Source organism: Alteromonas sp. S005, assembly GCF_036864475.1.
Taxonomy (GTDB): Bacteria; Pseudomonadota; Gammaproteobacteria; order Enterobacterales; family Alteromonadaceae; genus Alteromonas.
This window is the reverse complement of sequence record NZ_JAZETN010000001.1, coordinates 324327-344187: the sequence shown is the minus strand read 5'-3', so window position 1 is coordinate 344187 and position 19861 is coordinate 324327. Positions and strand designations below refer to the sequence as shown.

General features: G+C 44.7%; 17 protein-coding genes. 9 read left to right on the top strand and 8 right to left on the bottom strand.

What is annotated here, in order from left to right; genetic code table 11:
• Positions 1-39: 39 nt before the first annotated feature.
• Positions 40-2172, top strand: a complete 2133-nt coding sequence (locus tag V7R55_RS01440) for a diguanylate cyclase (protein ID WP_334056696.1) — start codon at positions 40-42, stop codon at positions 2170-2172.
• Positions 2173-2190: 18 nt separating this feature from the next.
• Positions 2191-2508 carry a GFA family protein gene (locus tag V7R55_RS01435; RefSeq protein ID WP_039218703.1) on the top strand — a complete coding sequence of 106 codons (318 nt, stop codon included), beginning with the start codon at positions 2191-2193 and terminating at the stop codon, positions 2506-2508.
• A gap of 121 nt (positions 2509-2629) precedes the next feature.
• Here the strand turns inward: V7R55_RS01435 and prsR are convergent, their stop codons facing one another.
• The 4 genes from prsR to V7R55_RS01415 all read right to left on the bottom strand — a co-directional run bounded on the left by prsR (position 2630) and on the right by V7R55_RS01415 (position 9693).
• Entirely contained in the window at positions 2630-3991 is a 1362-nt protein-coding gene (gene prsR, locus V7R55_RS01430; protein WP_039218707.1) for a PEP-CTERM-box response regulator transcription factor, read from the bottom strand.
• A gap of 80 nt (positions 3992-4071) precedes the next feature.
• The gene (gene prsK, locus V7R55_RS01425) at positions 4072-6144 is read right to left on the bottom strand and encodes an XrtA/PEP-CTERM system histidine kinase PrsK (RefSeq protein WP_334056692.1); all 2073 of its coding nucleotides are present in this window, start codon (positions 6142-6144) and stop codon (positions 4072-4074) included.
• Between the two features lie 214 nt (positions 6145-6358).
• Positions 6359-7483: a beta-ketoacyl-ACP synthase III gene (locus V7R55_RS01420; protein ID WP_334056691.1), complete on the bottom strand. Its 1125-nt coding sequence runs from the start codon at positions 7481-7483 to the stop codon at positions 6359-6361.
• A 407-nt stretch (positions 7484-7890) separates the two neighbouring features.
• Positions 7891-9693 carry a choice-of-anchor I family protein gene (locus V7R55_RS01415; protein WP_334056689.1) on the bottom strand — a complete coding sequence of 601 codons (1803 nt, stop codon included), beginning with the start codon at positions 9691-9693 and terminating at the stop codon, positions 7891-7893.
• Between the two features lie 401 nt (positions 9694-10094).
• On the opposite strand from V7R55_RS01415, the gene V7R55_RS01410 reads away from it, so the two are divergent.
• Entirely contained in the window at positions 10095-10892 is a 798-nt protein-coding gene (locus tag V7R55_RS01410; RefSeq protein ID WP_039218718.1) for a M48 family metallopeptidase, read from the top strand.
• A 109-nt stretch (positions 10893-11001) separates the two neighbouring features.
• Here V7R55_RS01410 and V7R55_RS01405 read toward each other — a convergent pair whose 3' ends face one another.
• The gene (locus tag V7R55_RS01405) at positions 11002-11844 is read right to left on the bottom strand and encodes a mechanosensitive ion channel family protein (RefSeq protein ID WP_334056686.1); all 843 of its coding nucleotides are present in this window, start codon (positions 11842-11844) and stop codon (positions 11002-11004) included.
• A gap of 783 nt (positions 11845-12627) precedes the next feature.
• Between V7R55_RS01405 and V7R55_RS01400 the strand changes: the two genes are divergently transcribed.
• From V7R55_RS01400 to ruvX, 4 genes are all read left to right on the top strand, one after another.
• Positions 12628-13356, top strand: a complete 729-nt coding sequence (locus tag V7R55_RS01400) for a 16S rRNA (uracil(1498)-N(3))-methyltransferase (protein ID WP_014980069.1) — start codon at positions 12628-12630, stop codon at positions 13354-13356.
• Positions 13357-13494: 138 nt separating this feature from the next.
• Positions 13495-14448, top strand: a complete 954-nt coding sequence (gene gshB, locus V7R55_RS01395) for a glutathione synthase (RefSeq protein ID WP_156078753.1) — start codon at positions 13495-13497, stop codon at positions 14446-14448.
• A 128-nt stretch (positions 14449-14576) separates the two neighbouring features.
• On the top strand, positions 14577-15143 hold the full coding sequence (locus V7R55_RS01390; protein ID WP_014950460.1) for a YqgE/AlgH family protein: 567 nt from the start codon (positions 14577-14579) through the stop codon (positions 15141-15143).
• The gene (gene ruvX, locus V7R55_RS01385; RefSeq protein WP_014980071.1) at positions 15136-15567 is read left to right on the top strand and encodes a Holliday junction resolvase RuvX; all 432 of its coding nucleotides are present in this window, start codon (positions 15136-15138) and stop codon (positions 15565-15567) included. The genes V7R55_RS01390 and ruvX overlap by 8 nt, the downstream gene beginning before the upstream one ends.
• Positions 15568-15613: 46 nt before the next feature.
• Here the strand turns inward: ruvX and V7R55_RS01380 are convergent, their stop codons facing one another.
• The 3 genes from V7R55_RS01380 to V7R55_RS01370 form a co-directional block, all read right to left on the bottom strand.
• The gene (locus V7R55_RS01380; RefSeq protein WP_049586039.1) at positions 15614-15931 is read right to left on the bottom strand and encodes a putative signal transducing protein; all 318 of its coding nucleotides are present in this window, start codon (positions 15929-15931) and stop codon (positions 15614-15616) included.
• A gap of 140 nt (positions 15932-16071) precedes the next feature.
• Positions 16072-17184 (bottom strand): PilT/PilU family type 4a pilus ATPase, encoded by a 1113-nt coding sequence (locus tag V7R55_RS01375; protein ID WP_014977241.1) that lies wholly within the window; start codon positions 17182-17184, stop codon positions 16072-16074.
• Between the two features lie 8 nt (positions 17185-17192).
• Positions 17193-18236: a type IV pilus twitching motility protein PilT gene (locus V7R55_RS01370; RefSeq protein ID WP_014950464.1), complete on the bottom strand. Its 1044-nt coding sequence runs from the start codon at positions 18234-18236 to the stop codon at positions 17193-17195.
• A gap of 27 nt (positions 18237-18263) precedes the next feature.
• Between V7R55_RS01370 and V7R55_RS01365 the strand changes: the two genes are divergently transcribed.
• Positions 18264-18950, top strand: coding sequence for a YggS family pyridoxal phosphate-dependent enzyme (locus V7R55_RS01365; RefSeq protein WP_039227916.1), 687 nt, complete (start codon positions 18264-18266; stop codon positions 18948-18950).
• A gap of 70 nt (positions 18951-19020) precedes the next feature.
• Entirely contained in the window at positions 19021-19842 is an 822-nt protein-coding gene (gene proC / locus V7R55_RS01360; protein ID WP_014950466.1) for a pyrroline-5-carboxylate reductase, read from the top strand.
• Positions 19843-19861: the final 19 nt, after the last annotated feature.

Sequence of the window (19861 nt, the reverse complement as noted above, 5' to 3'; positions counted from 1 at the left end):
TAACAGTATATTCTGACAGCGTATGGGAGATACAACAGAATGGGCAGTGAAGGATTGAGCACAGTGCGCGTGCTATTGTGTGCCCTACTATTTGCGATGTATCTTGTGCCGATTAGACCGGCAATAGCTATCAATTTAAATAATAGCGAAATTACAAACGTTGAAAACCTTCTGAAGGCTAAAAAATACACTGATGCTGACAGCAAGGCACTTTTGTTATTAGAGCAAGCCTTGCAACAACAGTACTTGTCCGCCGATGCTTTTTCAACACTCGGTCAACTACTTCAAAACGCATCTCGTTTTGAAGTATCAAAAGCTATTTTTAACGCTGCGCTCGAGCGTTATACCGCCGAGGGCAATCTCGACAAAATAGCGTCAACCCTTCTTCAACTTGCTACTTCGGAGAGGAATTTATCTAACTACTCTACCGCAATGACTTATGTAAGACGCGCTATGTCTATTGCACAGATTGAACAAGATGACCTCTTAAAAGCACGATTAAACCTTGAACTTGGCATAATTCACCAAGACCAAGGGGAAATAGAAACCGCGCTTGAGCCGTTAAAACAAGCCCTGCGTTACTTCCGTGAAAATAAAATGGCTAATGAAATGAGCCTCTCGCTTCTCCGTATTGGCGACATTTATAGTTTACTCAACCAAGCGGCTCTGGCCCATACCTATTACCAAGATGCATTTGATAGCATTGAAAACACGGGTACGCCTAGGCTACTTGGTATCATAAAAGCACGTATGGGTGCATTAGCACTGAAAGTCGGTGATATTAACCAAGCCATAGGGACTATCGACGACGCTCTGACCCTACTGCTTTCTACCGATGACGTTGGTGCAATCGCACAAGCAAAAATGCTATTGGGCAACGCACTTGTAGAAAGTGGCGATGTCGCAAAAGGCAGGGAGCTGTTAAAAGAAGCCATGCAGTTTGCACGTTCATCAGGGCAAGCCAAATTAATGAAAGAGGGACGGCTGGCCCTTTCGCAAGCGTACATGAAAGAACAGAGCTTTGAACTGGCTTTAGCAGAAGCACGAACGGGTACTATTGATGCGCGAAAAAATAGGGATATTCGGGGGCAGTTGAGTTTTCTATCAATACAGCTTAGTGCTTTTGTTTCGCTTGGGGAGTTTAAAAAAGCGCTGGACATTCAATCAGTCATTCAACAGTTGCGTGAAAGATTGCTGGACTCAGAAAACAGGTCCGCCATAGAAGGGCTTCAGGCTGAAATCGAACTTGTGCGCCAGTCTCGCACGCTAGAAAAGTTAGAAGAATCGAAGCAACTTGTGCTTGCACAAGCTGAGCGTGAAAACTTACAAACCACCTTGTTTTGGAGTGTGTCGTTAGCTGCTTTGTTGCTGACATTTTTAGTCTGGAGTCGATACAAACAGCGCCAGCAAACCATTATTCTGCGCCGAGAAGTTAGACAGCAAACGTTGACCCTCCAAGAAAAAAATCAAGAGCTAGAAAGAGCCTACAAGACGCTAGAAGAGGTAAGCCTGCGCGATCCGTTAACGGGTTTGTACAACAGGCACTACCTTGAGTCACAACTACCGGGTGAAATAAGGCGCAGTCAATTTTCAGTAAAACAAAATACAAACGCTAATAAAACGAAACAAGACTTACTCTGTCTGCTTATTGATATCGACCACTTTAAACGTATTAACGACGATTACGGCCATATGGCGGGTGACAAGGTGTTATCAGCATTCGCTAACGTATTAAAAGAAGTATTCCGACAGACCGATCTCATAATTCGATGGGGCGGTGAAGAATTCTTAGTCGTATGTCGCCAATCTAATAGAGAAGAACTGCCAGAATTGGCTGAGCGCTGTCGAGAGATGGTGGCTCGCACGTCTTTTGATATTGGCCAAGAAGCTCCCATCAATATTACCTGTAGTATCGGCTTCTCATTGCTTCCTCCTGACAAAGAGGATGATTTTGATGCTGCATGGAAGCGAACGTTTGCTGTAGTAGATTATGCGCTTTACGCCACTAAACTTTCTGGCCGTAACGGATGGGTAGGTGTTATAGAAACACTAACAAGCCCTAGAGCGCACCCAACGTTGTTAGATACTAAATTCAATTTTCCTGGTTCAAGAATTGCCACATCATTTAACAATGTGGCGAGTATCAAGTGGCCAGATACCCTTGATAAATAGCAGTAGAGGAAGTGAAATATGTATAGAGGAAGCTGTCACTGCCAAGCCATTCAATATGAAATTGAACATCTGGATGAATTAGAAGCCGACAATGAAACTCTGACTCAAACAGATACCAGTCAACTGAGTATGACAGTTGAAAAAGAAAGGCTTGTTATCGACTGTGCTCCTTTCTCGTTAGCCAAATTGCATGAGGCTAACGGTGAAACGCATCACGTATGTAATGTGTGTGCAAGCGTCATTTTTGTAGAACTTAATCCAAATAAAGTACGACTTGAAGTGACATTTACGGGTCACGACGCACTAGCGGAACCACATCGCCAGTTTATGCTTTAAAAACTTTTGCATATGATGTTTAGCCTGCATAATGCGTGTTTTTAACGGCTTAATAAGTGGGGTGAAAAGTCATTCGTCCCAGTTATTAAGCACTCGCAGTGGCTGGTGCCATGCTCTGCCTTTAATCGCTACTTTTAATATCTTCCATGTGATATTTATCAATAAGCGAATATAATGTTGGTCGCGTAACGCCAAGCAGTTCTGCCGTTTTAGACATGTTTTTATCTGCTTTTTGGTAAGCCCTACGTATGGCGCGGCTTTCAGCTATTTCTCTCACTTCACGTAAGTTTAATGTTTCAGGCTCATCATGGGCATCTACTGGCATTAATCCTAGGTCATCCGGCTGTATCACGCTCCCCTCCGCCATAATCACCGCTGACTTGAGTTTGTTTTGCATTTCACGAATGTTACCTGGCCATTTGTGAGCTAACATGGCATTAACAGCGGTTTCAGAGAAGCTTTTAGCCTTAGCTTTAAACTCTTCGCGGTAAATGTTCAAGAAGGTACGGGCCAGCAGAATGATATCTTGATCTCGTTCACGCAACGGCGGGATTACAATGGGCATTTCACCTACTCGGTAATACAAATCTTCCCTAAAAGTTTCCTGCGCTACCATGGCCTGCAAATCTCTGTGAGTCGCACAGATAACCCTTATATCAACAGGAATTTCATTGCGCCCGCCCACGCGTTCTATCACTCGCTCCTGCAAGAAGCGGAGCATCTTAGCTTGTAACCCTATTGGCATGTCCCCTATTTCATCGAGAAACAAGGTACCGCCTTGCGCGGTTTCAATTTTACCTATGGTGGTTTTATTCGCGCCAGTGAACGCCCCTTTCTCATAACCAAACAACTCACTTTCTAACAAGTTCTCGGGTATTGATGCACAGTTAATCGCCACAAATGGTTTATCTTTTCTTGGGCTGTGTTCATGAATACTGCGCGCAAATACTTCTTTACCAGTACCACTTTCACCAAGCAGTAAAGTGCTGATATCGGTATTAGCAATTTTCTCGGCTCGGCGCACGACTTTTTGAATAGCCTCGCTATTGCCGACGATCCTCGACATGCCTGAACGGGTGCGCGATAAAATGCTGTTCTCATGCTCCAGCTTCGACAAATTTAAAGCACGATTGACCAACAGTTTAATGGTATCTGAATCGATAGGCTTTTGATAAAAATCATAGGCACCAAAATCAATGGCTTTAAGCGCATTTTGCTTATCACTGTTGCCAGTCACCACGATCACCTTAGTTCTCGGCGCTAGCGCAATGATGTCGTGAAGAATACGCAAACCTTCCGACGCATTCGCTGGATCTGGCGGAAGCCCTAAATCTAGGGTAACAACCTTAGGTTCAAAACGACGGAGCTGGGCTATGGCAGATGTGTGATCGTCTGCAAAAACAACGTTGTAATCGGTAAGACTCCATTTAAGTTGCTTTTGGATACCTAAATCATCATCTACTACCAAAATGGTATCGGTCATTTCATCATCCTATTATTCTACTTCATCCATCGAAAGGGAGTGGATTTGATAATGCTTCATCCACTTTTTAGTTATACACCCTATCCTATCGGAAAATACAGTGTAAAACAGCTACCGCGTCCAGGTTCACTTTGAACAGTTAGTTTGCCACCGATAGACTCGATATATGTTTTTGCATCATATGCACCAATACCCATACCAGCATTGCCTTTCGTGGTATCAAATGGCTTGAATAGGCGCTCTTCGATAAACGCTTTATCCATACCTGACCCTGTATCTTCTATCAAAACTAGCTGCATTTTGTTGTCAGAATTTCCAGTAATCACCACGTCGACTTCTCCGTCATCTGCAGTTGCCTGCTGAGCGTTGCTGATTAGGTGATAAAGCACGTTTGCCACCTTATCCTTATCAACCGTCACGGCCGTTTCTTTTAGCACATGAACTGTTGGTAGCGGACGTAAACCTGAACAGCGGTTGTTGACCACATCTTTGGCCAGCTCCGAAATCAAAAATTCTGAGTTTACACCTTCTTCAACGGCCTTCTTATCTGTCAGCTGCTTGAGCATTTTTTCCATTCTTGCCTTAGTATGCTCCAAGGTTTCGAAGGTGTCTTCGATAAATTCAGGGTTGTGTTTATGCTGTTGAGCATTGGCAAGAATAAGGTCGACTTGAGCTAGTACATTTTTTAAGTCATGTAAAACGAACGCAGACATTCGATTGAATGCCGCAAATTGGGCGTTTTCTGCTACCACTTGAGCCGCCTCGTGGTGCTGCATGTACGTGCCTACTTGCTCAGATACGGCGGTTAGATAGTCTTTCACTTCCCAATTTAAACTGATTTTTTCATTGTTTCCTGACGCGAGAACAGCAAATCCCCACAGCTTCCCATCTTTTAAGAAAGGCACGAAGAGTTGGTAGCCCCATGCTTTTAGTGCATCTCTATCTAGCTTTAACCCCTCGTAATCGAATGGTTTGACGAGGTAGGCATCAGTATCAATGATCCAGCCATTTTTGTCGCTATAACTTGCAAGCGTTTCTAACGTTGTACAGGTAGCGTTGTTTTCTTTCGAATCAGTTAACGATTCATTGTTATCTGTTGACGCAGTGTTTGTAATAGGTGATGCCTTAGCCACGCATTCATAGCCATTCTGCGTTACTTTAAACAGCAGACCTGACTCATATTGAATGGCGTTAAGCATTCCTGTTAGGCCAGCGTGGTAAACATCTGATGAGGTATCCCCTGCACGTGTTAACCACTGCGTTAATTTCACCCATTCAACGCGGTAGTCGAACTGATTCGCAAAGAAATGTTTAGTGATAAATACTTTTATCTTAGTGCGAAAGCCGTTGGACAAGAATACAGTGGCGAGCAATGCAAATGACATCACAACCAATATGATTTGAACCGTCGCTCCCCAGTTGCCTCCCATATAATTTATGGCGTAGCCGACAACAGCCATCACAAAAAGATAACCGCCCGCCACTAAGAGTAGAGAGCTGTGCAACACTACGTCCCGCGAGATAAAGATATCAATGCCCCAGTGATGAATTCGTCGAATCGATATGACGAGTAAGGGCATTAACAAGAAGTAAATATAGCCTCGTGCCGCTATGTAGCCAATTTCCACCTGGTTTACCATGGTAGCGTTTGCATAGGTAACAAACTCAAACAGGTTGGTTGCTCCCAGATAAATAATGATGGGCTTAAACGCCCACTGCTCACGCCCCGCTTGTCGATACACAACTTCCAGAAGTACAAGCACTTCTAATGACAGCACAATCAGTACAAGAAAGCTCCACGCGGGATTTACTACCAATAGATAAGGGGCTAGCAATGCTGCTAGTGCGGGGGCAATAATAATTAACGTTACAGGGCGTTTTAGAACGTCGAAGATATTGCTAAAACTGGTCTGTAAACAGCCAGCCAAAAAGAGTAGCCATGCGAGCTGCTTAAGCACGTCAGCGCTGAGTAACCAGCTTAGCGAGATAGGCCCGAATAGCGAAGTGATTAAGGTTGTAGACCATAAAAAGGTGGCTGTGGTTGCCAATACCAATAAATGCTTGGCTACGCCGGGTTTGCGTACCGTTAACAACAGCAATAAAAGGGCTAAGTGCGCCAGACTATTTAACCCATAGCCTACATCTGAAATCATCCTTTTATCTCACCCTTATTATCATTATTTAGAAGATGAAATACAGGGGTGCGCATTGATGCAACGTCCCTGCTTTAGCGACACAGTGTCAAAACAGGCCACTTGATCGGCCGCGCTGGCACTGGCGACAATGTTAACTATATCTTACCTTCAACAGCACTTAGCATTTTCAGCTAGGTACGGTGCGCAGGCATCGCCCGCGCTATGAGAAAAACTACCGTTTACGGATCACTAATGAGCCAATTGAATACCCTGCACCAAAAGAGCAAAGTACTCCCACGTCACCAGCTACCAGGTCTTCATGGTTTAAACCAAACGCAATCACAGAACCCGCAGAAGCAGTGTTGGCAAACTCGTCTAGCACAATTGGCGCTTCGGTACGGTCGGCATCGCGACCTAACAGACGTTTACAAATCAAAGTGTTCATATTGATATTAGCTTGGTGAAGCCACCAACGCTTGACACCCTCTGGCGTAATGTCGTGACTCGCTAAATGCGCTTCAATATGCGCGGCTGCCAACGGGCACACTTCCTTGAAAACTTTGCGCCCCGCTTGATGGAATAGTTTATCAGGTCCATACGGATCAACGTCTTCGGCACGTGTCATATAGCCAAAATTAGAACGAATATTGTTTGAGAATTTCGTCAATGCCTTGGTGCTTAGCACGTCGTATACGTGCTCACTTTTGGCGGTTTCAGCAAGCTCAAGCACAGTCGCCGTAGCCACATCGCCAAAAATAAAGTGACTGTCGCGATCAGCGTAGTTAATTTGCGGTGAGACCAACTCAGGGTTAATGACCAACACGCGAGTCGCATTTTTCGCGCTCAGCATTTCATAGGCGCGATGCATGCCGAACGTTGCTGCAGAACAAGCAACTAGCATATCGAAACCAAACCCTTCAATGTTAAGAGCTTCTTGTACTTCAATTGCAATCGCAGGATAAGCACGCTGGGTGTAAGCACACGACACAATCACAGCATCAATCTCATTGGCAGAAACATTGGCGGATGCCAGAGCTAACTTGGCTGCTTCGACGGCAATTTCGGCTTGGTGAGAAAGTTCGTCATCTGATCGAGGGGCAATCTTAGGCTTCATTCGAGTGATGTCTAATGCCCCCTCTTTTTGATAGATATAGCGACTTTTAATTCCCGATGCTTTTTCGATGAACTCTGCACTTGAATATGGCATTGCTGCTACGTCGCCTGATTCGATTAGCGCTTTATTTTCTTCGTTAAACGCATCTACGTAAGCATTGTAGCTATCTACGAGCTCTTCGTTAGTTATACTGTCTTTAGGGTGCCATACACCCACACCACTAATCACAACTTGCTGAGACATAGGCATTCTCTATTATTTGATAGCACTACGGTAGTATTGAGCATTGCGTTACTCTGTGTCCTAAACGCATCTATACCAGTGCAATTGAGCCTAATCGTATTTGCCTTTAAAAATACGACTGTGTTTTATGGGGTATAGCTTACCTTAATCCTTAAACGGTGTAACCATAGTGAACACAAGGAAAGCTCATTTCCTCTGTTTTAAACCAGTCCGCATAAATAATTACCTAATCAGCGAGACTTAAAATGTTAGTAATCACGGCGTGTTACCGCAGGTATAGTGTTTTTTCATCAAGGTGACTCAACAAAGATGACGGCCACCTTAAATTCGTCCTTCGGGAAAGCTTGGCAAGCTACCAATAAAAAACCCCGCTTCAAAGCGGGGTTTTGTGTAATCAAAGCGGGAGCTTACAGCTGGTTGATTTGCCACACCGTTACTGTGCCGCTCACTTCGTTGCCTACAACTAGAAGAGGGACGCCACTTGGGCTGTCTTCAGCGCTAACGAAAACCAGACTTTCAGGCGCAAGGTCACCAATGACATCATCGCTTGTCAAACCTTCGGTTAGGTCACGGTTAATTACATATTCTGCAAATTGAACGTCATAAGGGTTAGTAACGTCGTATACGAAAATACCGCCCATACGCTCTGTGCCGATAAACGCGTAAGTGCGATCGCCAACTTGACCCACGGTTAACGCTTCTGGCTCAGGGCCTTTATTTTCAGAGCGCGAGTCGCCTGCGTTTTCATCGTCACCGTTGTTGAACTGTGCGCCATGAACTGAAGCAGTAATGCGTTCAAAATCATCACCTGAGTCATAGACCACTAAACCATTTTGATCCCAGATGGTGAATGAACGTGCACCGTAAGCATACGCTGCATCGTACTCTCCGTTTCCATCAGCATCACCCATAGCTGAAGTTACACGTAAGACGTCCGCTTCACCTGTCGCCTGTAACATAGCTAATTCAGAGTTGGCAGCAGCGGTAAGGTCTTCTACTTTCACTTCATCGGTATAAGCAAGGCAACCATCGTCTTCGTCAAAGTCTACACCACCTGCAGCAGTACATGCCGCTGCATCGGCAGCTGCAAAGAAATACTCTCGGGCATCACCTTCGTTCGCGGTTACGATAAATGTTGCATCTTTCCACGTAAAGTTAGCAATAGTGTCAGGCTGATATACCCCGTAAAGGCCGGTATATTGTCCAAAACTAACCGCATCGTTCTCTTGAATATCAATGTTAAGCCCAGCCCAAGATTTAGCGCCTAGACCAACAACATCAACGGTTAATTCTTCTAAATCTAAGATTGCTAGGCCATTGTTTTCCTGAAGGCTCACATAAGCAACGTCGTTGGTAGCCGTTATATATTCAGGTTCAAGATCTTTCGCAACCGTAGAGGTAATTACAGTGCCGTTAATAGTCTGGCCCGCCGGATTTGGGAACATCATCCCCTGTGCCATCAAATCGGCTTCAGTACCATTGAACGCTGTGAAGCCTATCGTAGTACCAGTTTCTTCAGGCTCTCCGCTGGCTAGAATATTAATAACAGTAATTGAGCCCTCTGGATCGATAGTGTAGTCATCAGAAGGCTCACCTTCATTTGCCACTAACACCTTACCACCGTCGGGGGTAAAAGTGACCATATCAGGTAGTGCGCCGACCTCGACAGAATCCAAAAACGCAGGAGCAGAACTGTCTAGCCCATTATAGAACAACACATAACCGTTATCAGTTTTAACGTCTGCAGGTACAGAAACAGCCATGAGATCGCCGCTTATTGCAATACTTGTTAGGCTACCAAGCGTTACACCGTTAATATCGGCAGGCAATGCGATAGTGGTTGGCGTAAGTGTGGTTGTATTGATTGGATCTGACATTGTTGCAGTATTGACGCTAGAAGCATCAATAACCGCAATTGTGTTAGTTTCACCGTTTGTAGCATAAATGGTACTGGTACCAGCATGATACTGAACAATTTCAGCCGCTGTTTGATTGCCTAAAAAGGCGCGCCCAACGATATCCATCGCAATACCAATGGAAGCATCGGTGCCATCGCTGCCATCAGTACCTGGTTCACCTTGTTCGCCCTGCGGCCCCTGTGCCCCAGTCTCACCCTGAGCACCATCGTCACCATCAAGGCCGCATCCCGTGAGCGCAGCTGAAACTAAAAATGCGAGTAATCCATATTTAAACTTATTACGCACTGCCATTTGCTTTCCTTTTTATTTGTTTTTGTTGTACGTCGGAGATCCGATAAATCTGAAGTTCCTAGCTCTAGTACACCAGAAAATTTATGTAACTTCTATGTATAAATTAGAATCAGTTTATGACACAAATATTAAGAAGGCAAAAGCGTGTAACTTTTCTATAAAAAAGCAACTATTTACGTATTTAAATGCCAATTGTAAGGAGATATTTCAACCTACTTTGTAGTCAAATTGATTCGATAGGTCTGCTCGAAAGCGGCACATAGGCGCTTTAGCGCTAACGTCTAGTTTTCTTTATTAGTAGTATCTGATACTAATACTGCTAAATAGACGTACAAGCTGACAGGCATTTTTTAGTAACTGATATACAAAAATGGTGTTTTCAGTAAACAAAAGGATTAACCATGAAATTGAAATTCACTGCATCAGCGGTCATTGCTGCTGCACTTACACTAACCGCCTGTGCGACCTCACCTACAGGCAGGAACCAAGTACTGCTGTATTCGGAAACTCAATTAGCGCAGATGGGCGACCAAGCTTTTTCGGGAATGAAAGAAGAACTTAAAATTTCTAACAAGGCAGTACAGAACTCCTATGTGGAATGTGTTGCAAACGCCATTACTGCCCAAGTGCCCGAAAGTGTTTTTGGCGGTCAGTGGGAAGTGGTAGTGTTTGACGATGAACAGGTTAATGCATTTGCGCTGCCTGGTGGAAAAATTGGAGTTTATACAGGCTTGCTCAATGTTGCTGAAAATCAGCATCAACTTGCAGCTGTTATTGGCCATGAAGTAGGCCATGTCATCGCAGAGCACGGTAACGAGCGTATGTCTCAATCAACACTGATTAATGTAGGTAGTCAAGCGGTAGGCCAAATACTGGCTGCGAACGAAGTCCCTCAATCAGGCCCTATAATGGCTGCAATTGGTTTAGGCGTTCAAGTAGGTGTTCAGCTTCCGTTTAGCAGAACGCACGAGTCAGAAGCTGACGTCATCGGTCTTCAACTTATGGCAAAGTCTGGGTTTGATCCAAGGCAATCTGTGAACTTATGGCAAAACATGGATGCTGCAAGTGGAGGTAACCGCCCGATGGAGCTTCTGTCTACTCACCCTGCCCCTCAGACAAGAATTGATAACTTACAAGCAAATATGCCTGCAGCCTATGCGGACTATCAGGCCACCGCTTATAGACCTAATTGTAAATAAAGGTACAACCTTATAGGAATATACATTTTTTAGCGTCTAAATAGCTGACTCGTTATTGAGGCAAAAAAAACGCTGCATATAGCAGCGTTTTTTGTTTTCAAGATAGCGATTACTCGCTGTCTGTTTTGTGTAGGTGCACATCCATTTGTGGGAATGGAATTGAAATGCCTTCTTCATCAAAACGCAGTTTAACGTTTTCAGTGAAGTCGAATTTAACACCCCAGAAATCAGCAGAATTTACCCATGGACGAACAATGAAGTTTACGCTGCTGTCAGCCAGTTCAGATACCGCGATTTTCGGCGCAGGTTCAGCAAGAATTCTGTCGTCTGCTGCAACCATTTCTTCAAGGATCTTCTTCGCTTTGAGAAGGTCTGCGTCGTAACCAATACCCACAACCATATCTACACGACGAGTATCTCTGGCTGAGTAGTTAGTAATATTACCGCCATAGATGTTGCCGTTTGGAACAATAATTTCTTTATTGTCTGGCGTATTCATCGTAGTGGTAAAGATACCGATCTTAACAATAGAACCCGCAGTACCAGCAGCCTCAACAAAGTCTCCTGATTTAAACGGCTTAAATACAAGCAGCATTACGCCTGCTGCAAAGTTTTTGAGTGAATCTTGCAGTGAAAGACCAATCGCTAAACCAGCCGCACCTAAAATAGCCACAAGAGAAGTAGTATCCACACCTAGTTGGTCAAGTGACGCAACAATGACGAATAGCATCAAAATAGCGCTAAGTATCGCCTCTAGGAAATCTACCAACATGTCATCATATTTAGACTTAGACATTAAACGTCTAAATACAGACAAAATAAATCCAACTACGATCTTACCGACAACATAAATCGCAATTGCCATCAAGATGTTGATACCCCATGGAATGGCGTAGTCGTTTATGTACCTTTCAACATCGCTTGCTGAAAAAAGCGAGAGTTGCTCTTCCATAATATGGTCCTTGTCATGGTTTGTTGTAATTAACGCAACTACGTTAGCAGCTAATCGTATTATCACCAATACTTAATAGGTCCAAATAGCGTAAATTCGCCCTAAAGTCTAAGCCACATAGGCTATTGATAGTGTTAGAATTATCCTAAAGTAGCGATATATGATGTCATTTATTGCCACTTCATAGACTAAAGTTTGAGTATATTTTTCAGTAATTGTCACACGCATGTCACCCAATATTTTTACTATTTCATACCGAAGCCTTGATGCGCTTTTTCCAATTTAACGGAAGTTACCGAGTTTTAAGATGTTTTTTTTGATGATTTTTTGGCCATAAAGTTTTAGACTAAAGTCTCAAAAGAATTAAAGCATGCTATCTACTTCGATACACTTGCTTTTAGTTTCTTCTGAACGGGCTTTAGCAAACTATGTCAATTAAAGGATTAACGCATGTTGCTTCTATTAACCCTATTCTCAGTCGTCTTGTGTTTATTTTTATATTCACTACGCACTGATAAAGGAAAACACACCAAGTATGCAAGAGCGGACTACCGCCCAGAACCAACATCGAAGTCTTCTTCCACCGTGTTGAAATCAACTTCGAACAACTCTTCGCCTTCTGCAGCGTAGAGTTAATTTACGAGTCAGGTGATTTAAATATAGGCCGCATGCTGTTGTTTATGTAAGTATTTGCTCAATTATTTACATGCTGCTGTCGACAGCATTGCAACCTGTACCTGCACACACGTATCATACGCATCAAAACCAAACACACAATTTATTATGCGTATACCAAGAGTTTATTACCCCAACCCAATCCCGTTAGAACAAGAGTTTGAGTTAACTGAAGACGCCGGTCATCACATCGCGACGGTACTGCGCATAAAGCCCAATCGCCCTATTGTGCTTTTTAATGGCGACGGCAATGAATACAGTGCGCAAATTATTAGCGTTCAAAGAAAAAAAGTGACGGTTGAAGCCGACGCTTGTTTATCGCTAGCGAAAGAATCCCCGCTTCATTTGCACTTAGGTCAAGGGGTATCTAAAGGCGATAGAATGGATACCGTGCTACAAAAAAGCGTGGAACTTGGCGTATCAGAAATAACGCCCGTGATCACTGAACGCTGTACGGTTAAACTCGACGAGTCGCGCTGGGAAAAGAAAATTCAGCAATGGCAGAAGATTATTATTGGCGCCTGTGAACAAAGCGGTCGCAACATTATTCCCGCGCTCAACGCCCCGGTTAGTCTTAATCAATGGTTGTCGTCTTCAACCAATACCACAAGATTAGTTCTCGCACCGGGCGCTGAACAAAGTTTGGCAAGACAACCTTATAATGCTCAAGGCTTTCGTTTGCTTATTGGCCCTGAAGGTGGGTTATCTGAAACAGAAATTCATCAGGCAAACGAAAACGGTTATCAGTCGGTAAGTTTGGGCCCACGTATTTTGCGCACCGAGACAGCGGCGATTACAAGCCTAAGTATTCTTCAAGCTCAGCACGGCGACTTCTAAGTCAGTATTTTAGGCAGCTATATAGCAAGCATAGTGCTAGCTCAGTAACTTGAAGAATTCAGGTGTGCCCCCATATATGTTTACAATCAGCTGGGCCATCTGAGCCGGCATTTTATCAACATTCAAGGTGAAAACATTATGCAATATACCGTTGGCGTAATTATGGACCCCATCGCGAGCATTAAGCCACATAAAGATACAAGCTTTGCGATGATGCTTGAAGCTCAGCGCCGCGGTGCAAAGGTCGTATATTTTGAATTAAAAGACCTGTATTTAGACAATGGTAAGCCTATGGGTTTAGGTAAAACTGTATCGGTCAAGGATCAAGCTACAGATTTCTACACCATTGAAGACGAGTCGACCTTGCATTTAGGCGACATTGATGTGTTACTCATGCGCAAAGATCCACCCTTTGACAGCGAGTTTTTGTATGCGACTCAGGTGCTCTCGCTTGCGCAGGACGCGGGAGTGCTAGTTGTGAATAACCCTCAAGCGCTTCGCGACTACAACGAGAAGCTGTTTACGTCGTACTTCCCAGAACACATTCCCAATACCTTAGTCACGAACAACCAAGCGCTTATCCGTGAGTTTCACGCCAAGCACCAAGACATTATTTGCAAACCCTTAGACGGTATGGGTGGCGCGTCTATCTTTAGAGTGAAGCCTGATGGCAATAACTTAGGCGTTATTATTGAAACCCTAACCAAGTTAGGCACGCGCTACATGATGGTACAAGAGTACCTTCCAGAGATTAAAGACGGCGATAAGCGCGTACTCATCGTTGATGGTGAAGTCATGCCGTATTGCTTAGCGCGACTGCCTACAAAAGGGGAAACCCGAGGTAACCTAGCCGCTGGCGGTACAGGACGCCCTCAGCCAATCTCAGATTCTGACCGCGCCCTAGCCGAAGCCATCGCGCCAACGCTCAAGGAAAATAACATTTTATTTGTAGGACTTGATGTTATTGGCAGCAAAATTACTGAAATAAACATTACTAGCCCAACTTGCGTAAGAGAAATAGAAGCAGCTTACGATGTTAATATAATGGGTGCGCTGTTTGACGCCATTGAAAAGCGCTTAGCCAGTAAATAAAGTAAGGTTGTATTGGTAACACAGTGCAGTTCGTATCGTAAAAAGCAAATATGAGTGGATAGAGCGCCTTTAGCTTCAATAGTGTAAAGGCCCTCACAGAGCAAAAGATAGTAGATAAAAGACAAACTATGACGGAATTAAAAAGCCTACAAAATCATTTTCTGGTCGCGATGCCTAGTTTGGACGATCCGTATTTTTCTCGCTCACTCATTTATATTTGTGAACACAACGCTGAAGGTGCTATGGGTATTGTAGTAAATCAACCCTCCACCATGAACGTGAAGCAGCTTCTTGAACAGACTGACAAAGAACTCACTGTGTCTGACGACAAAGCAGAGCAAATCGTGCTGGCTGGCGGTCCTGTAAGCCAAGAGCGAGGATTTGTGCTGCACTCGTCGCAAAGAGAGTGGGCATCTAGCTTAAAGCTTGCACCAGGGGTTATGGTGACCACCTCCAAGGACATTTTGACTGCTATTGCCAATGATGAAGGCCCTGAAGACGTTTTGATTGCTTTGGGGTACGCGGGCTGGACAGCCGGTCAGCTTGAGAAGGAAATGCAGGAAAACGCATGGCTCACCATCGAAGCTGACGAAGAAATTCTGTTTAACACGCCTATGCACAAGAAATGGCAAGCAACAGTAAATAAACTCGGTGTGGATGTATGGCAGCTAGCACCGGGAGCGGGACATGCCTGATATAGGAAATCGTACGGTACTTGCGTTTGATTTTGGTACCAAAAGCATTGGCGTGGCGGTAGGTCAGGAAATTACCGGTACGGCTTCCCCTCTTGCAGCGCTGAAGGCACGAGACGGTATTCCTGACTGGACGTTAATAGAAAAGCTTTACGAAGAATGGCAACCGCATATCGTGGTGGTGGGTTTACCGCTTAATATGGATGGTACTGAGCAGGAGATGACTCAACGCGCCCGCAAATTTGCAAACCGTCTACATGGGCGTTTTAAAGTGGCCGTTGACACCTGTGATGAGCGACTGACTACCACAGACGCTAAAGCCATGCTGTTTGAGTTAGGTGGCTATAAGAAACTGACTAAAGATAAGGTTGATAGTGTGTCGGCCTGTGTAATATTCGCTAGCTGGAGCGAGAGTCAGTACGAATAATTGTAAGGGCCTGTTGACCTTTGTATGCTGCTGGCTCTTGCTGTTATTATTTTTCTGCCCCACACTGCCAGCAGACATCAAAAGCAGCGCCGTTTTGTTCACTGCACTCACCACAAATCCAGTCTTCACTAGATAATGCCTTATCGTTTGATTTCTGAATGAAGAGCTCAATAACTTTCGACGCTCTTGCATACCAGCTGTCGTCAACAAGCCACACTTCCTGCTGAGAATCTTGCCAAGGCAGCTCTCCGATTGCGCCACTGGCAAACTCATTTTTTACCATATAAGGAATAGATAAAGCATCAAGCTCGCTGCGAACCGCTTGAAGTTCAAAAGCGTCTTGTGAAGTGAAGAGTTTTTTCAATGGCTACCCTCTTGTTAAACACAAAAGCAGCCCGTGGGCTGCTCATCATGCGAGAAAAACGTGTCTCTCTACTGCTTTATTTCAGTAAGCGTTTCAAATGTAGCTCCCCCTAAAGGGATTTCAGCATAAAGCGAAAGCAATTAGTCATCCATATCAATAGATACATTTGACAGTGTACCTAAGCTAGAACCGTCGCTGGTATCAAGCTTGATCATCAAGCGCAAATCGTTGGGCGAGTCGGCGTGGTGCAGCGCTTGGTCCATATCAATCTTACCCGCTTTGTACAAATCATACAGCGCCATATCAAAGCTCTGCATGCCCTGCTCTTTGCCTTTTTTCATTGCTTCTTTTAACGCGCCTATTTCATTGCGCTGTATTAGGTCGCGCACTAGCGGCGAATTAAGCAGTATTTCTATTGCCGCAACCCTACCCTTGCCGTCTGGCGTAGGTACTAGTTGCTGCGCAACAATGGCGCGGATGTTTAAGCTTAAGTCAAAGCGCAACTTATCGTGCTGATCTTTCGGCGCTAAATGCATAATACGTTCAATAGCTTGGTTCGCGTTGTTAGCGTGCAGCGTAGCCACACACAAATGCCCTGTATCAGCAAACGACATAGCATATTCCATGGTTTCCATTGAACGAATTTCACCAATAAGAATGACATCAGGCGCCTGACGTAGCGAACTTTTAAGCGCGTCGTCGAAAGACTGAGTATCTATGCCCACCTCGCGCTGGGTAATAACGCAGTTCTTATGCTCGTGCACAAATTCAATGGGGTCTTCAATAGTCAGTATATGCCCATGCGAATTTTCATTTCTATGCCCAATAAGCGCAGCCAATGACGTTGATTTACCCGTGCCTGTTCCACCTACAAATAGAACAAGACCGCGTTTAGCCATAATAATTTCTTTTAATACTCGCGGCAGACCCAAATCATCAGCTTTCGGAATTTGAGTAACGATGCGGCGAATCACCATGCCCGCTTGGTCACGCTGCCAAAATGCAGAGCAGCGGAAACGACCAATGCCCTCTCGTACTATGGCGAAATTACATTCTTTGGTCGTGTGAAACTCATTCTGCTGTTTTTCAGTCATCGCTTCGTGAACTAGCGCCAGCGATGCCTCTTCTGAGGTCGCGCTTTCCGTCACTGGCGTAAGTTTGCCGTTAATTTTGGCACTTACCGGAAACCCCGCCGTTACGAATAAATCCGATGCGTTGGTATCGACCATTTTTTGTAGTAGTGAATCTAACATATTGGCCTCTAGAAACTGTTCATCGACTGTTTATCAACTGACTTTGCTGCGGCGTCTTGTTTGGTGATAACCCCCATCGCCACTAAGCGCTGAAGACACTGATCCATAGTTTGCATACCGTGAGCCTGACCCGTTTGAATAACCGAGTACATTTGCGGCACTTTATCTTCTCGAATAAGGTTTCGAATAGCGGGGATCCCCACCATGATTTCATGAGCCGCAACTCGGCCCCCGCCTACTTTCTTAAGCAGTGTCTGTGAAATAACCGCACGCAATGATTCCGACAACATAGAACGCACCATGGCTTTTTCTTCTGCCGGGAAAACATCGATAATACGGTCAATGGTTTTTGGTGCAGAGTTGGTGTGAAGAGTGCCGAATACTAAATGGCCGGTTTCGGCAGCTGAAATGGCAAGGCGTATGGTTTCTAAGTCACGTAGCTCACCGACTAGAATTACGTCTGGGTCTTCACGAAGCGCCGAGCGCAGTGCGTTATTAAACGAGTGCGTATCGCGGTGTACTTCCCGCTGGTTTACCAAGCTAAGCTTGTTGTCGTGCACGAATTCGATAGGGTCTTCAATGGTAAGAATATGTTCACGCTTGTGGGTGTTGATATGGTCGACCATGGCCGCAAGCGTGGTACTTTTACCCGAGCCGGTGGCACCTGTCACAAGTACAATGCCGGTAGGCTGATTTATAATTTCCTTGAAAATTTCAGGCGCGCCAAGGTCGTCTAAGGTTAATACTTTACTGGGGATAGTACGTAATACTGCCGCGGCGCCTCGGTTTTGCACAAACGCGTTAACACGAAAGCGCGACAAGCCATTAACTTCGAAAGAAAAATCGGTTTCCAGGTTTTCTTCGTATTCTTTGCGCTGCATGTCATTCATAATCTCATAAACGAGACCATGTACTTGCTTGTGATCGAGGGCTGGCACGTTCAGTTTACGCATTTCGCCATCTACACGAATTATTGGTGGTAGGCCCGCTGATAAGTGTAAATCTGAGGCGTTATTCTTAACACTGAAAGCCAAAAGTTCGGTAATATCCACAACCACTTCTCCAAAACAAGGTGAATAATGCAAACAATAGCAGAAAGACTAGATTCCGCACGAAAAGGAATAGACCAAGCCGCTACCAGTGCACATCGTCCACCAAATTCCGTTAAATTGCTAGCGGTTAGCAAAACAAAACCCGTATCAGATATCATGGAAGCGTATGAAGCCGGACAACGTATGTTCGGCGAAAATTACGTGCAGGAAGGTGTTGAAAAGGTTCAGGAACTTTCTCACTTAAGTGATATAGAGTGGCACATGATTGGTCCAATCCAATCGAATAAAACCAAAGTAGTCGCCGAACACTTTGATTGGGTTCAGTCTGTAGATAGAGAAAAAATTGCTCGTCGCTTAAACGAACAGCGACCTGACTCTATGCCGCCGTTAAACGTGTGCATTCAGGTTAATATTGATGATGAAGAGAGTAAGTCTGGGGTAGCCCTAAGTGAATTAGATGCGCTAGTGGAGTTTATTAACTCTCAAAAGCACCTGACCTTGCGTGGACTAATGGCCATTCCCAAAGCTGATCCTAGTGAAGAACAACAGCGCGCCACACTGTCTAAGCTAAAAGAATTATTCGACCACTACCATACATCATTGAGCAATTTTGATACCCTATCCGTAGGAATGAGTAGTGATATGACAGAAGCGATTCAACACGGGTCGACTATGGTGCGCATCGGTACCGCTATTTTCGGTAAGCGAAACTAGCGCGCTAACCCAACGGATAGCGCTTCGCCTCGCTACACAGACTTAAACGCAACCAACAAATAGGATTTACATGCAACAGAAAAAATTAGCATTTATTGGCGCGGGTAACATGAGCCGCAGCATCATCAGTGGTCTTATCAAATCTGGGTACGCGAAAGAAAACATCCTTGCGGCAAACCCTTCCACACCAAAGTTAGACGGCCTGAAGGCCGAGTTTGGTATTCACACCACACAATCTAATGATGAAGCCTGCCAATTCGCTGATGCCATAGTCCTTGCGGTAAAACCACAAATAATGGGCGATATGTGCGGCGAGCTTCAGAAAAACAATGACCTTTCGGGCAAGTTGTTTATGAGCATTGCAGCTGGGCTGCCGGTAGCCAGATTGCAAGAAATGCTAGGTGGTGAATACCCTGTTGTTCGTATTATGCCAAACACCCCGAGCTTGTTAGGCAAGGGCATGTCTGGGATGTATGCCGACGACACGGTTTCTGAGTCAGACAGGCAATACGTTGACGATGTAATGAACAGCGTTGGCGAAACCGTTTGGGTAGATAAAGAAGAGGGTATTAACGGTGTTATCGCCGCAGCGGGCAGCAGCCCAGCTTATTTCTTCTTGTTCTTACAAAATATGCAGGAAGAAGCCATGAACATGGGCTTTGACAAAGCGCAATCTCGCTTAATGGTTCAACAAGCCATGTTAGGCGCAGCCGAAATGGTTTGTAACAACCCAGACCTTGAATTAAGCGAGCTTCGTGCCCAAGTTACGTCTAAGGGCGGCACTACCGCAGAAGCCGTTAACACTTTCATTAATGAAGGTTTAAAAGATATTGTCAGCAAGTCGATGCGCGCCGCCGTAGCACGTGCTGAAGAAATGGCAAAACAGCTATAACGTTTTAGGAAAAACACAA